Source organism: Nonomuraea sp. NPDC050786, from assembly GCF_040654115.1.
Taxonomy (GTDB): Bacteria; Actinomycetota; Actinomycetes; order Streptosporangiales; family Streptosporangiaceae; genus Nonomuraea.
In genome coordinates this window covers 41246-54634 of sequence record NZ_JBFAHJ010000046.1, presented here as the reverse complement: position 1 = coordinate 54634, position 13389 = coordinate 41246, and the positions used below count along the sequence as shown (strand labels likewise).

Annotated in this window: 15 protein-coding genes; 5 read left to right on the top strand and 10 right to left on the bottom strand. The window is 66.6% G+C overall.

Annotated features, from left to right (window positions below):
• Positions 1-92 precede the first annotated feature (92 nt).
• The 5 genes from AB0H84_RS49200 to AB0H84_RS49180 all read right to left on the bottom strand — a co-directional run bounded on the left by AB0H84_RS49200 (position 93) and on the right by AB0H84_RS49180 (position 3238).
• Positions 93-893, bottom strand: coding sequence for an aminoglycoside phosphotransferase family protein (locus AB0H84_RS49200; protein WP_357620594.1), 801 nt, complete (start codon positions 891-893; stop codon positions 93-95).
• Positions 894-1252: 359 nt separating this feature from the next.
• On the bottom strand, positions 1253-2023 hold the full coding sequence (locus tag AB0H84_RS49195) for a DUF305 domain-containing protein (RefSeq protein ID WP_357620592.1): 771 nt from the start codon (positions 2021-2023) through the stop codon (positions 1253-1255).
• An 86-nt stretch (positions 2024-2109) separates the two neighbouring features.
• A complete protein-coding gene (locus AB0H84_RS49190; RefSeq protein ID WP_357620590.1) occupies positions 2110-2391 on the bottom strand; it encodes a CBS domain-containing protein in 282 nt (93 codons plus the stop codon).
• A 171-nt stretch (positions 2392-2562) separates the two neighbouring features.
• The gene (locus AB0H84_RS49185; protein WP_357620588.1) at positions 2563-2871 is read right to left on the bottom strand and encodes a DUF998 domain-containing protein; all 309 of its coding nucleotides are present in this window, start codon (positions 2869-2871) and stop codon (positions 2563-2565) included.
• 28 nt (positions 2872-2899) lie between these two features.
• A complete protein-coding gene (locus AB0H84_RS49180) occupies positions 2900-3238 on the bottom strand; it encodes a DUF998 domain-containing protein (protein WP_357620586.1) in 339 nt (112 codons plus the stop codon).
• An 89-nt stretch (positions 3239-3327) separates the two neighbouring features.
• Here AB0H84_RS49180 and AB0H84_RS49175 point away from each other — a divergent pair, with 89 nt between their 5' ends.
• Together AB0H84_RS49175 and AB0H84_RS49170 are read left to right on the top strand one after the other, a co-directional pair.
• Positions 3328-4218 carry an alpha/beta hydrolase gene (locus AB0H84_RS49175; RefSeq protein WP_357620584.1) on the top strand — a complete coding sequence of 297 codons (891 nt, stop codon included), beginning with the start codon at positions 3328-3330 and terminating at the stop codon, positions 4216-4218.
• A complete protein-coding gene (locus AB0H84_RS49170) occupies positions 4215-4868 on the top strand; it encodes a TetR/AcrR family transcriptional regulator (RefSeq protein WP_357620582.1) in 654 nt (217 codons plus the stop codon). The genes AB0H84_RS49175 and AB0H84_RS49170 overlap by 4 nt, the downstream gene beginning before the upstream one ends.
• A 90-nt stretch (positions 4869-4958) precedes the next feature.
• Here the strand turns inward: AB0H84_RS49170 and AB0H84_RS49165 are convergent, their stop codons facing one another.
• Positions 4959-5183 carry a CBS domain-containing protein gene (locus AB0H84_RS49165; protein ID WP_357620580.1) on the bottom strand — a complete coding sequence of 75 codons (225 nt, stop codon included), beginning with the start codon at positions 5181-5183 and terminating at the stop codon, positions 4959-4961.
• 239 nt (positions 5184-5422) lie between these two features.
• Between AB0H84_RS49165 and AB0H84_RS49160 the strand changes: the two genes are divergently transcribed.
• The 3 genes from AB0H84_RS49160 (at position 5423) to AB0H84_RS49150 (ending at position 7585) form a co-directional block, all read left to right on the top strand.
• Positions 5423-5560 (top strand): hypothetical protein, encoded by a 138-nt coding sequence (locus AB0H84_RS49160; protein ID WP_357620578.1) that lies wholly within the window; start codon positions 5423-5425, stop codon positions 5558-5560.
• Positions 5561-5622: 62 nt separating this feature from the next.
• On the top strand, positions 5623-6477 hold the full coding sequence (locus tag AB0H84_RS49155) for a universal stress protein (protein ID WP_357620576.1): 855 nt from the start codon (positions 5623-5625) through the stop codon (positions 6475-6477).
• Positions 6478-6694: 217 nt separating this feature from the next.
• Complete coding sequence (locus tag AB0H84_RS49150; RefSeq protein ID WP_357620574.1) at positions 6695-7585, top strand: NAD(P)-binding domain-containing protein; 891 nt, start codon at positions 6695-6697, stop codon at positions 7583-7585.
• A gap of 702 nt (positions 7586-8287) precedes the next feature.
• Here AB0H84_RS49150 and AB0H84_RS49145 read toward each other — a convergent pair.
• The 4 genes from AB0H84_RS49145 to AB0H84_RS49130 all read right to left on the bottom strand — a co-directional run bounded on the left by AB0H84_RS49145 (position 8288) and on the right by AB0H84_RS49130 (position 13071).
• A complete protein-coding gene (locus AB0H84_RS49145) occupies positions 8288-9994 on the bottom strand; it encodes a hypothetical protein (protein WP_357620572.1) in 1707 nt (568 codons plus the stop codon).
• The gene (locus tag AB0H84_RS49140) at positions 9991-10716 is read right to left on the bottom strand and encodes a hypothetical protein (protein WP_357620570.1); all 726 of its coding nucleotides are present in this window, start codon (positions 10714-10716) and stop codon (positions 9991-9993) included. The genes AB0H84_RS49145 and AB0H84_RS49140 overlap by 4 nt, the downstream gene beginning before the upstream one ends.
• On the bottom strand, positions 10713-11084 hold the full coding sequence (locus tag AB0H84_RS49135) for a hypothetical protein (protein ID WP_357620568.1): 372 nt from the start codon (positions 11082-11084) through the stop codon (positions 10713-10715). The genes AB0H84_RS49140 and AB0H84_RS49135 overlap by 4 nt, the downstream gene beginning before the upstream one ends.
• Positions 11085-11553: 469 nt before the next feature.
• Positions 11554-13071, bottom strand: a complete 1518-nt coding sequence (locus AB0H84_RS49130; RefSeq protein WP_357620624.1) for a non-reducing end alpha-L-arabinofuranosidase family hydrolase — start codon at positions 13069-13071, stop codon at positions 11554-11556.
• Positions 13072-13389 lie beyond the last annotated feature (318 nt).

Here is a 13389-nt window from a genome sequence, read left to right as displayed (position 1 = left end):
GTGGTGGGCTCGAACGACGTTATCGCTGACCCAGAACCGTGATCCGGCGTCGAACGCGTCCGCAATCTCGTGGATCGACGCATGGGGTGACCTCAGCGGTCGCAGAAAGGTCGGGAGAGTTCGAGATCGGCGTCCACTCGGCGCAACCCGTCGAAACCCCAGGTGTTGATGCCCTCCAGGTCGACCTCGTCGCGGATGCGAACGGCAAGGTCGCGCAGCGAGCGGGCGAGTCGGGCGTACTCGAGGTGAGTGAGGTCGAGTCGCTCCCCGCCGTAGGCGCGCAGGAAGCGCACAGGATCGGGCCCGCACAAGCCGGCGAACACATCGTGCTCGCGCGGCGCCAGCATCGCGTGACCCCAGTCGAGCAGCGCTGCGATGCGACCGTCGCGGTCAACAAGGACGTTGTGAGGGAACAGGTCGTGGTGGCACACGACGTGGGGCACGTCGATCGCGCGTGCCCGTTCGATCACCGCTTCGAGCCGGTCAACGTTGGCCATGAGCTCGTCGCGGCGGTCTCCGATCCAAGGGTGGTCGTGCCTCTCGCGCAGCACCCCGATGCACCACTCGTCCATGTCGGTGCGGGGCAGGGCGAGGTCGGTGATCTCGTGTACGGCGCGCATCGCCCGCGCGATCGCGTCAGCATCGTTCCACGTTCCTTGGCGGCCGTCGACGAACGGGAACAGCGCGTAGCGCCGGCCATGGTGCTCGGCGGTGTACGAGCCGTCGAGTGCTCGCTCCGCCGCAGGAACGGGGATGCCTCGGGCCGCCAACTCAGCGGTCAGGGCCAAAGCGGCGTCGCTGTCGAGCTGCTGACGCCAGAGCTTCACGAACCAGCGCCCGTCGGTGAACGCATCCGCTTCGAACCCGCCCGGATGCGGCCGCAGCTCGCCCACCTCCACACCAAAGGCGTCACGGACCTGAGTCGCCGCCGGCGGTTGTACTTCGCTCCACATGGACCCAGGACGCTACCGCTGCCCAGGGCAGCCGGTCGACGTCTTTTTGCGAGCACCGACTCGACGCGGCCGCCCCGCCGGTATTGAACGCCTGGCCCGCCGCGGGCAGTCTCGCCGGGTACCCGCAGACCTCGACATGTAAGTCCAGGTCCTCATCGACCACTTCCACGACACCGACTCCTCAGCCGCCACCGTCCCGCTCAGGCCGGTAGTAGCGAGGCAGTACACGAAAGATCGTTTTACCAGTTCAGAGACACCCTCTAAGGCATGACGAAGAGTGCTTGCCTGGCTCGGGCCGGTTAGTGCCATGGCCCGTGTGGGCCCGGCATGTGCCACCTTCCACAGGGCCCACCCCATTCGCCGAACCAGTCGGCCAGGTAGCGGCGCATCTGGAACATCTCGGCATGCTGGGTGTCGCGTACCTTGGCGGCGAAGTCGGCGACTTGGGGATGCTCGGCCCGCCCGGATGCCAGCAACTGCTGGGACATCCTGATCGCTGCCATGTGGTGCGGAATCATGTCTTGCAGGAACGTCTCATCGAGCCCGTCGCCGGACAGCCTGGACAGGTCGCGCATCATCGGCCGGTAGTCGCGCGCTCCCGGATGTCCGGGATACCACTTGGCCAGCCAGGCCTTCATGGTGGCGATCTCGGCGGTTTGCGTCGTGACGATCGAGGCCCCCAGGGCGCGCATCTGAGGCCGACTCGAGCGCTGGAGCTGACGCGCTGCGGCGACTGCTTCTTCGTGGTGTGCCACCATGCGGGTCAGATAGTCGGCCTCATTACTGACGTGCATGTTGTACATGCAGTCGCGCGGCCCCATGGGGCCCCAGTCCGTCGGTGGGGCGGTCGGCTGCCAGGTGGCGGCCGGTAGCGGTGTGGTGTCGGCCACGGCGCCGGCGATGCCGGTCACCGCCGCCGCAGTGGCAAGCGCCGATCCGGCTGCGATCGCTGCTATTGCCGAACATTTCATGTCGGCCTCCAGCGTCTGTGCCGTCTGCCCTGTCTCTGCCAGCCTGCATGCGGCCGGCCCGGCAGGCCAGTGCCATACGACCCTGACAACCAGGACCAACGTCCATGCTCCATAGCGCGTCGTGCCCGGCCGCGATGGTGCGCGCCTCGTGAAGCGGCACGTACGGAATGTGCTCGGCCGGACCGTTAGAGATCGTCCTCCTCCCAGGACAGCTTGTCCCGCACGTCCACGACGCCGTTGACGCGGGCCGCGGAGTGAGCGATGAGCATGGCCTCGGAGTGGGCGCGGGTGCGTCCGTAGAGTGTGACAACGCCGTTCTTCACCTTGGCCTGGACCGCGGAGGTGTCGACCCACGCGAAGTGGTGGTCGAGGTCGTGGCGGCTGAGGACGCCGACGAGGCGACCGTGGTCGTCGACGACGGGCAGGCAGATGATGCCGTGCTCGTCCATCAGCCGTATGGCGTCCACCGCGGCCTGCCATACGTCGCGACGACCGCGAGTCCTCCGGCAGTGGGAGACCGCAGTTCGCGCATGTCCGAGCCGCCGCGCGCTGGCCCACGCCATCGATTGTCGCAGGCCGACACCGAAACCCTCAGCCCTACGTCGAGTCGAGGATGTCCGGCCGTTCGCCGTCTCGGATCAGCCCTGACGCATGGCACGTCTGATGCCGAGGGCGGCGGTGCTCAGCCAGATGATGAACGTCACCGCCACGAGGCGCTCTCCGAGTCCGGTGGCTGAGCGGCTACCGAACGAGTCGCCGAGCTGGTTGTCGAGGATGCCGGTGGCCCAGAAGATCGCATAGCCCGCCGGCGGAAGGAAGGCCAGTCCTCTCACCCTCGTGGTGCTCGTGGCCGTGAGGATCGGGCGGGTGAGCAGTGGCCCGGCGAGGGCGAAACAGGTGAACGCCAGGATGCCGGCCGCCGCGTGGATCACCCCCGAGGTGGTCACGAACCGGGGATCGGTCGGGTCGATGGGATCAGTCGGGAACGCCCCCGACTACCACCATGCCGAGTCCGGCGGTGGCCAGCAAGGTGAGGCCTGCGCGTGGTCGGGGCGACGGCAAGGTTGCGGCGATCGCGGCGGTGAGGGCGAGCACTCCGAGCCCGAACGCCAGCGCGGCAAAGCTGAGCAACCGGCCGTAGGGCCCCAGCACGTACTCGCTGACGGTGATGCTGATCGGGTCCCTGTCTGGGTCGATGACGTGCAGGGTCGTGACCAGGCCCACGAATACGAGAATTCCCGCGATGCCGGCCTCCGCCAGCTTCGCGACGTCCGTGCGCCTGTGTTGCTTGAGGATCTCGCCGGTGGTCGTCATGAGCCTGGCTCCGTTCGAAGTCTGTCTACGATGTAGACAGACGCTACAGTGTAGACAGATGCTCTGCGACATCGGCAAGGAGAGCCATGATGATCGACTCGGTTGAGGTGCCCGGCGCGCGGCTGCACGTCGAACGTGCCGGTGACGGGCCCGCACTACTGCTGATCTCCGGTGGCGGAGGCGACGCCGCCATGTACGCGGACGTGGTCCCGCTGCTGGCGCGGACGTTCACCGTGATCACCTACGACCGGCGCGGCAACTCCCGCAGCCCGTTCACCGAACCGGATGCCTCGATCGCGATTCCCCACCAGGCCGGCGACGCCGCCGCCATCCTCGACCACTACGGCCTGCGGTCCGCCTACCTCTTCGGCAACAGCGGCGGCGCGACCATCGCCCTGGAGATGGTGGCCAGGCATCCCGACCGCCTGCTCGGCGCGGTCGTGCACGAGCCGCCGCTGGTCCAGCTCCTCCCACCGGACGCTACCGAGCGGCGGGAGATCGAATACATCGGCCGCCTCGGCCGGGACGGGCACCTGATGCGGGCCTACGCGGCGTTCGGCGCGATGACGCTGCCGGACCCGCCGCGGATGTTCTTGTCACCCGCCGGCCAGGCCGTCATCGCCGCCGGAACCCACCTCATGCTCGCCGCCGGAGACCTGGCGCGGAAGATCAACCGACGCGAGCCGGACGCGATGACCCGCCAGCTCCGCAACGCGGAGCTGGTCTTCCGCCGCGAGCTGCCGGAGGTCTGCTTCGACTACCGGCCCGACCTGGCCGCGCTGGCCGCTACCACGGCACCGTGGTGCCTGGCCACCGGGCGCGACAGCGTCGGCAAGCCTTACTACACTCCCGCGCACGTGCTGTCGGAGCGCCTTGGCATACCCTGCCAGGAGTTCCCCGGCGGCCACCTCCCATTCATGCAGCACCCGGAGGAATTCACCACGACACTCACCACGATCCTGGAGGGCTTCCCAGCATGACAGCCGACCCCAGGCTGCCGGGCAGGCTGCCGGAGCCGCCCACCCGGCCCACCCTCACCCGCGAATACCTCGCCGTCGCCGCGCTCGCCCTCATCGACGCTCACGGCCTGCGCAAGTTCTCCATGCGCAAGCTCGGCACCGCGGTCGGCTTCGACCCGATGGCCGTCTACCGCTACTACGTCGACCAGGAGGATCTCTTCGACGGCGTCGCCGAGGCGTTGTTCACCGAGATCGACGTCGACACCCTGCCCTGGGACGGCCCCTGGCAGGAGCTGGCGCGGCAATACTGCCTGCGGTTGCGCGACATCCTCCTGCGCCACCCCCACGCGGTGCAGGTGTTCGCGACCCGGCCGGTACGTTCACCCGCCTCCATCGACACCGGCGTCAAGATGCTCGCCAAACTCCACGCCGACGGCATCCTGCCGGCGGACGCCCTGCGCATGGTCCGTTGCCTGCGCGAGTTCACCATCGGCCACGCCCTGGCCATCGCTGTGACCAAGCTCGGCGCGGAGCGGCGCAGCCGCAAACCCCGGCCCGATAGCCCCGACTACAACCTGCTCGCCGAGGCCGCCGACGCCACCGCCCTCGACGACCACTTCGAGATAGGACTCACCGCCATCCTGCGCGGTTTCCGGCACTCCGCCGACTGACAAGGCCGCCATCACACAAGGACGTTCAAGCCCTCCAGACCTTTCCCTGGACTGCTCCACCGCCATGCGGGCTGATCACCACGGTCATGATCACCGGTTCTGGAACAGGCACTCACGGACGTGCTGCCCCTTGAACTCTTCTTGGGGCAGTAGGCCGGCCTCGGACACGACCCCGACCACGCGCTTGTGGTCATCGACCACGGGCACCGCGCTGAGTCCGTGCTGGATGAGTCTCTCGGCGACGTCCTTGAAGGATGTGGCTGGAGCGACGGAGGTGGCGTCTCCGGTCATGATCTCGTGCACCAGGACCTGCATTGCTCCTCCTGGCTTGGTATTTCGCCTTCTCTTCCATGACACTCCAGGCGCTGCTTGCGGGGGAGTGCCATTGGTCCTCGAAGCGTGGGTCGAAGGGTGGGGATGTCGGGTTCGGCGTTGCGTACGGGCCGTCTCGGGGTGGACGCGATCGCGCTGCTCGCCTTGGTCGGGATGCCGGCCCGCACCGGTATGAGCGCGATGGCCCGCGCCGAGTGGACGTCGGTGAGGTGTCGTGGGGCGTGATCGCCAGGTGTGCGGCGCTGCCGGCCGAGACCGGTGACATCAAGGCCGTCTCCAAGGAGGGTGTCCTGAAGGTCAACTCGGGGCGGGCCGAAGGCGAGAAAGTGGAAGGCCGGCGGAGAATCGTCGCACACTGATGCCCTGGACATCACGGGCAAGGGCGCCTGCCCGCGCTCGGCGGCTATCAAGAGGGCCGATCATGAACACAGCGATCACCGTGGGAGTCGATGGTTCACGGACCGCGTGGTCGGCGCTCGCCTGGGCGGCCGAGGACGCTGAACGCAGGGGTTTGCCGCTGCGTATCGTCCACGTGAGTGAGCCCTGGTCGGCTGAGCACCCGCTCGGCGCCTCCAGCGACGAGAAGACTCTGGGCGAGCAGTGCGAGAGGCTGCTCGCGGACGCGGCTGAGCAGGCCCGCGCCCTTGCTCCAGAGGCGCGGATCTCGACGCTCCTGCTCGCTGGGGCGGTGATCGAGCGGCTCAAGACCGAGTCGGAGACGGCCGACACCGTGGTGGTGGGCAGCAGGGGACGGGGCGGGTTCAGCGGGCTCGTACTCGGCTCGGTCGGACTGAGCCTGGCCGGATATGCCAAGTGCCCCTTGGTCGTCGTGCGGACGCTCCCACACGGCGGAAGCGGCGAGGTCGTGGTGGGCTACGACGGCTCACCGTGCGCGGACATGGCAGTGGAATACGCCCTGGTGCAGGCGGCCGCTCGCCATGCGCGCCTTCGTGTGCTGCACGGCAGGCGATACCCGGTCATGGCTCCGCATCCCGCCGGGTACGGGCCGTTGCCCGTCGACGAAACCCCTGAGATCGGGCAGCGTCTGATCGCCTGCGGGGAGAAGTATCCCGACATCGAGCTGATCGAGTCGATCGTCAGTGAGCACCCCGTTCCGGCTCTGGCGAAGGCCTCGCGGGCCGCCGATCTCGTGGTGCTGGGCTCACGCGGGCTCGGCGGATTCACCGGACTGATGCTTGGTTCCGTCAGCCACGGGGTCCTTCACCGGGCATACTGTCCGGTGGCCGTGGTCAACGCGCCGGAGCGGCGATCCTGACCGTCGCTCCGCGTTACCCACTCAGGCAGCACAGCATGACGGCGCTCTCATAGTCGGCCGAGTGGGGTGCGGCGGCCGCTTGCCCAGTCTAAAGAAGATGTCTTCGAACCTCTACTGGATCTTCTGCAGGGACAGGCTTTGGCGATGGGCAAGGTAGACGCAGAGGTATGAATGCTGTCTTGACCTCAAGCTTGGTTGATATTGCAAGATCGCCACCATGACCGAAATCAAGGCTTCTGGGTACCGGATTGCTGTGATCGGCGCAGGCGCCATTGGCAGTGCGGTAGCACGTCGTCTGCTCGCCACTGGTCACGACGTGGTGGTATGGAACCGTACTGCCAGCCGCTCTGCCAAGTTGGTGGACGCCGGGGCACTGCCAGCGGGATCTGTCGGGGAAGCGGCATCCTCCGCCACCCTGGTCCTTCTAACCCTTACTGATTACGGTGCCGTGCAACAGTGCCTCGCCGAACTGGACGATGACCTGTCCGGGCGAACGATCGTCGCGATGTGCACCGGAACCGCCGACGACGCGAAACATGCCGCCCAGCGGGTAGCCGTCCTGGGGGCTTCCTATCTTGATGCGGGCATGCAGGCCTCACCCGACATGATCGGCACCGACACGGCAACCATCCTGTACAGCGGCTCTCGGTCGGCATTCGAGCAACACCGTGCGGTCCTCGAGCTGCTGAGCACGCCACGGTTCGTAGGCGAGTCACCACAAGCGGCCGCAATCTGGGATCTCACCCTGTTCGGCCTCTGGTACGACGCCCAACTCGGCTTGTTGCGAGCCCTCGACACCGTGCGAGAAGCGGGCATCGACGTCGCCGAGTTCGTCGACACCGCGGTCAAACAGCTTGGGCACGTGGTCACGGAGGCTCCGGTCACAGCCTCGGACCTGCTGCGGGCCACCTATCCGGCAGGGCCCGCCACCCTCCCCGAGCACCTCACCGTCATCCGCCACCTCACCAGGCTGAGGGGCGGCCAAGCGCTCGGCGACGGCGGACTGCCGGCTGTGGCGGCCAGAATCGAAGCGCTCATCGCACAGGGTCGTGAAGGGGAAGGGCTGACCGCCACGATCGCTACGATGCCAAATCGCGCCAGTGCGTGAAAAGCGGCTTGCGATCCACATGAGTGATCTTGCTGGGTAGCGGATGACCGCGAGCCAGGATTTACGGGACGTTCGCTGTAGGCGGCAGGCAGCGATGACGCACTCGCGCGGGTCTGCGGCTGCCGGCCACCTTTCGACGATCCGCCGCCGTCAGAACGGAGCGACACCGGGCCGGGTGTAACGGCCCGATCGCAGGCTGAGCGGGAAATGATCTCCAAGGGTTCGGGAAGCGATCTTCAAACAGTCGTTCCTCCGCACGTCACAACCACTTGTGAACGCCCCTTGCGGTGGCGCCGGATCATCCCGGCGACGTAGTCCAGGGTCTGATGCGACAAATCGACGGCAGCACGATAGAAAAGCACCGGAAGCTCCTGGTTGCGATGGTGCGGTTGTGGTGATCAACCCGTCTACCAGGAGCTTCTTCGCGTCGCCGGCCGAACACCGACATCGCGATCACGCTGTGACCAGGGCACCCGCCACGGAGCCTGAAATAGGCTCACTGTAAGCGTTGGCCAATTGCCAAGCTCAGACTCGGCCTGGACCACTGAGAACTCTATCATCAAGGATATTTAGGAGCAGCCTATAGACCTTTGACGTATCGGGCGAATCCGTCTTTTGCATTGTACGTTTCGAAGTGTTGAGTATGGCTCCGAGAGTATTGCCCATGGCGAAGATCTTGACAAAAACCGCTGCGCGAGTGTTTCAGGAGGGAGCTGTGCGGGGGCGGAGTTCGGCGACATCTACGCCGGTTGGACCGAGGCTTCCGGTTCCGGAGATGACGATCTCGAAATAGCCCTTCGCTTCGAGTCCACCTGCGCCGCTGCTGCCGTCTCCGTTGTTCTGGGAGAAGAACGTGCTGCTACCGGTCGGCTTCTGAGGAAAGTAGCTGAAGAGAATGCCATGCCCGGCCCAGGAGTCGTGGCCTGGGCCATTCCACCACTCGTAGGCCGTCACGGCATGCGAAAAGGTAGTCAGGTAGAAGGCCTTGGGGGATTCGTCGCTGTAGTTGTCCATCTCCTGGAACCAGCAGTGCGAGCGCGGATCGATCTGGTGGGCGTCAGAGGTGTAGGACTCGCATCTGACGTCGAGGTAGACGACCTGGCGTTCGTGCGAGCGGACGAACGCCTCATAGGCGGCCGCGCCGGCCTGCGTGTTCACCTCGGCTCGCAGTCGTGGAGTATCTGTGACGGTATAGCGGTAGACGCCGTATCCGGCGGCCGCGGGGAGCAGGACCACTGCAAGCGCCATGAGGGCGCGGCCAGTGCGCCAGCGACGGGCAAGTCTGCCCGCCTCCTTGAGGTCGTGGGCGAAGACGATCGCAGCGGGGTCCCGGGTGCTTGCCAGATCGCTCTGATTCTCTTGCGGCGCCACCAGGCGCCAGCCCTTACGATGGGCGGCCTCGAACTTGTCCTCGATAGCGCCTACGTGGGTCAGCCGGCCTTGATCGTCAATCGCGCCGGTGACAGCGGTTCGTGGCCGGGGCCCTCGGAGGAAGCCACGCACCGCGGCCAAAGATGGACGGTGCGAGGCTGGTCTGCGCAGAAGTTCACGCAGAGCCAGAGCGAAGGCCGCGCCGAGCGAGGGCCCCTCCACCGAAGGCACTGCCGCGCCGTTGACGACGATTCGCCACAACACGCATCGTCCTCCCCGCCGTCCTGGGGAGGCGTTCCATGCGACTGCCAGTGCTTCCTCAAAAGACCCGTCGGCGCGAATGCCCGCCATGGTGCGGGGATCGGGGAAGAGACCGGCGGGACCGCCCGGGTACTCCCACAATTCAAGGATCCCCGCGGCACCCTTCTCCGCTCCATTATCTCCAGGTGTACCGAAGACGACCGACATGCGGACGGTGTACCGGGGCCGCTTCTCCTGCTTAGCCAGGCGCAGGCCGGTCAATGCGGCCATCGCCCGTACCGGATCGTCGCCAAGCCGCTCCAGCGTGCGTATCAACGACTCTAACCGGGGCTGTAGGGGGCGGTCTGCCGCAACGACGCCCTCCCGGCCCAGCAGGCCGGCGCCGCCCGGCCGTGGCGGGAGCACCCCGGCTGTGCTCCACTGCTCGACCACCCGTTCAAGGACGGCCGGTCGCTCTTGGTCGGATGCGCCGAGAGCTTGGGCCACGAGCAAAGTCATCGTGGCCGCCACCATCACCGCCCGGCGTTCGTCGGCGGTTCCGGAAGCGTGTGCGGAGATGAGCGCGAGCACTGCCGACGCCTCGTCTCCCGTCAGCCAGTGTGGGTCGTCGGCGACCGCCTCCTTGCAGCAGTCCCACCACAGGCTTCCCGTGGTCGTCAGATCTCGGACCACCTCGCCGGGAGAAGGGCCCTCGGCTGGGGTCTTCAGCCCCGCCAGTCGTCGCTGCAGTTGGCTCCGGTGAATTAGCCTTACAGGCTCCTTGGTGAGGGTCGTCACGGCATCTCCTCAAGGATCACAGCGCGAACCCGCTCGTTCACCCGGTCGGCGACCTGCCGCCAGGCGTTCAGGGTTGCCTGGCTTGCCGCAGCTGCCACTGACGCCCGGACGATGCCCGAGTCCGAGGTCGAAACGTGAGCTGCGGACACTGGCTGGGATATGTGCCAGGGGGCCTCAATGTCATACCCAGCCAGCCAGACAACGGAGCTGGGTGGTCCTAGAGGTGCCTGAGCCAGTGGGATGAGCACTTCCTGCCCGGCGCCGTCCTCACGACGCCGGTACCGCACGGAGACGATGAGCGGCAGATCATCGCTCTCCGGCGAGATGACCTCCAGCCGGTAGTCCGGTTTCTGCGCGTCGTCTTCACTCCCATCGATCCGATACAGCAGGAGCTCTAGCCGCTCCGGTCCCTCGACCCTCAGGACGACGCCACCCGCACCTGCGGCGGTGACCACCCCCCTGCCTGGTGGTAGAGGCAGGAGAAAGCGGCCAGATTCCGGGTCGAGCTGAGCTCGGAGCCTCCTCCAGCGGGGCACCGGCAGAGGATCGTTTGCGGGTTCCTCCTTACCGGAGCGGGCCATGACGAGTGGTATGTCCAGCAGCGAGGCCCAGTACCGTTTCCAGAAGCCGTACCCGGTCCATTCGCGCCGAGTCATTCGAGCGGAGGCGGGGGTGCGGGTGTCAATGAGCGACATCCAGTAGCGGTCGGCGAGCCTGGTCACGCGCCGCCCCCTTCGGTGAGAAGGGGCTCCTCCTCGATCGGCTGGATCGCTGTAGCGCTCCGCGCCGTTCCGAACCGCCTCAGCAGGGCCGGACCGGAGGCGCCGACGACGACCGCGGCCATCCAGCCGGTCAGTTGGTCGCTCAGCAGCACCCCTGCCACAGCCCCGATGACAACGCGGGTCAGCGCCACCAGCGTGTCCGGATACACGTCGATATAGTCGAGCAGCCCTGGCGGATCGCCCTTGCCGGTGGCGCGAACCTGCTGCCGATCTTCCCGCCAGGCGTTCAGCTTCCCCCACAGCACGACACCTTCGACGATCGCCCCGCCGCCCGCTCCTGCCCCCATCGCGACAAACCAGTCCAGCATGGCCCGCCCCATCGTGCCTCGAGTTCGGCTCGTTGGGGGGAGTGTCTCATCCGGAATCGCGGCCACGAAGCGTGATGGGCTAACCGCGACAGGAAAATGTCGCTCGAACCGGGTCGAGTACGTCGACTGTGACCAACGACCCGTTCCTTGACCGCTCGCCGAAGCCTGCTGCGGCCATCGCACGCGCATCCGTTCCCGCAACCCAGGCGGGTCTCCGCCTGAACGGTCAGCTGGTCCAGGCGGTCGGGACGGGTGAGCCATGTCGCCATGAACTGTCCCGTGCTCTTCGGCGTGTTGCACGGGACCGGAAGCATCACCAAGACACTACCCGGTGGCAATGGGTCGGTTCGGACGTCGTGTGGATGCCGAACGGCAGCACGAGCAATCACGGGACCATCACCATCACCTGGCGGTACCCCCACTCGCGAGGGTGGGGGTGCCGGCCCGGCGGGGTTGGCGAGTCAGGCGGTCAGCGCTGGAGCGTCAGCACGCCCGGCCGCCAAGGCAGGGAGTTGTAGGCCGTGCCGTCGGAGCGCGGGTCGCGGCCCTGGTAGAGGAGTTGGAGGTTGCAGGGGTCGATGGTCTTGGTCTGGTCGGGGTTGGTGCGCACCAGGTCGCCGTGGCTGATGTCGTTGGTCCACGTCGCGCCGCTGTTGGCCTTGCCGGCGAACGGGTTGCTCTCGGTCGCGGCCTGCGGGGTCCAGGAACCGCTCAGGCTGGTTGCCGTGAACGAGCGGAAGTAACGCCCGTTCGCGCCCATGGCCTCCACGAGCATCAGGTACTGGTTCTGGTCCTTGACCTTGTAGACCTCGACCGCCTCGAACAGGTTCGCCGTCGTGTCGCTCATGATCGTCGTGTAGGACGTGCCGAAGCTGCCCGGGAAGTTCCCGATCGGCATGCTGGCACGGTAGATGTTCCCGTTGTCACCGGCGAAGAACAGGTACATGTTCGTGCCGTCGCCGATCAGCGTCTGATCCAGGGCGCCGCCGCCGGGGATGTTCCCCGAGAAGAGTTCCTGTGGCGCGGACCACCCGTTCGCGTTGGTGGGGTCGCTTGAGGTCCGGTAGCTGAACGTGGTCGGACCCCACTGGTAGGTGAGCACCCAGATGTTCTTCGGGGCGAAGTAGAACAACGTGGGCGCGACGGTGCCGAGATTCATCGTGTTCTGCGGGGCCGAGGCCATGTCCGACCAGTTCGTGAACGGCCCGAAGTTCATCGAACCGTAGTGCTGCCCAGCCGAGTCGACCGTCGACCCGTAGACCACGTGCTTGCCGTTGTAGACGACGTTGGTGAAGTCCTTGAGCGAAACCCAGCCCGCCTTCGGCGTCGCCAGCGCGCCCGTCGAGGACCAGCGGTACGTCGACGGAAGAGAACACGTCCCCGGCGTGCTGCCGCCCACACGGACCAGTTGCCACTGCTGGTTCGAGCCGTTCCAGTCGCCGTACTGCACGACGGCCGCCCCGTCCGCGGTCGACAGGCCCGTCACTTCCACGGCCTTGCCGCTGTTGCGGTTGATCAGCCGGACATAGCCGCCATCGGAGTCCACGAGTCGGAACTGCTGGTTGGTGCTGTTGTTGTCCGTCCACTGCTGGACCTTCGCGCCGTCCGCGGTCGACCAGCCGTCGACATCGAGCACCTTGCCGGAGTTCTTCGACTTCAACCGGTAGTAGCCGCCCCCGGAGTCCACGAACTGCCACTGCTGGTTCGCCCCGTCGTGACGCGCCCACTGCTCGATCACCGCCCCGTCCGCCGTGGAGGCACTCGTGACGTCCATCGCCTTGCCGCTGTTGCGGTTGACCAGCACGTACCAGGCGTTCGTGTCGACGGTCGCCGCCGACGCCGCACCGGGGGTGAGCGCGAGCGCCGACGCAGCGGCGAAAACGATCGTGACCGCGGTGATCAGGACGGACTTTAAACGGCTGCGTCGAACGCGACCCGCATGCCGGCGCACCGCTGGCGGTGACACGCCCGCTCCGGCCGAGACCATCGAACTCAAGGCGATTCTCCTTCGGTGTCAGCGCCCGCGCGAGGCGCGTTATGCGTCGCAGAAGAGCCCGTTCCCAACTCCGGGTTTGGTCGCCACGGGAGGCTCCGTTGTTGCACTCCTACTCGCTGTGGGACGTCATGGAAGCTTCTCGTCATGGGCGATGTTAGCGCTAACATTCGTATCGCAGAACGGCTTGCACTAATCAGGATATGGAGGGGAAGGGTGACCACCTGTCGCTCGTGAGGTTGCCAGATTATTTAGGGACATTCAAGAGGTAACCGTCGACGAACTCCGCTCCGCTCGCACCGAGCGAATGTT

Coding starts and splice junctions, on each gene's coding strand:
- AB0H84_RS49180 (WP_357620586.1), bottom strand. CDS start 3,238: ATGACGACCACCGGCGAGATCCTCAAGCAACACAGGCGCACGGACGTC.
- AB0H84_RS49150 (WP_357620574.1), top strand. CDS start 6,695: ATGACCGAAATCAAGGCTTCTGGGTACCGGATTGCTGTGATCGGCGCA.
- AB0H84_RS49130 (WP_357620624.1), bottom strand. CDS start 13,071: ATGGTCTCGGCCGGAGCGGGCGTGTCACCGCCAGCGGTGCGCCGGCAT.
- AB0H84_RS49135 (WP_357620568.1), bottom strand. CDS start 11,084: ATGCTGGACTGGTTTGTCGCGATGGGGGCAGGAGCGGGCGGCGGGGCG.
- AB0H84_RS49175 (WP_357620584.1), top strand. CDS start 3,328: ATGATCGACTCGGTTGAGGTGCCCGGCGCGCGGCTGCACGTCGAACGT.
- AB0H84_RS49165 (WP_357620580.1), bottom strand. CDS start 5,183: ATGCAGGTCCTGGTGCACGAGATCATGACCGGAGACGCCACCTCCGTC.
- AB0H84_RS49170 (WP_357620582.1), top strand. CDS start 4,215: ATGACAGCCGACCCCAGGCTGCCGGGCAGGCTGCCGGAGCCGCCCACC.
- AB0H84_RS49155 (WP_357620576.1), top strand. CDS start 5,623: ATGAACACAGCGATCACCGTGGGAGTCGATGGTTCACGGACCGCGTGG.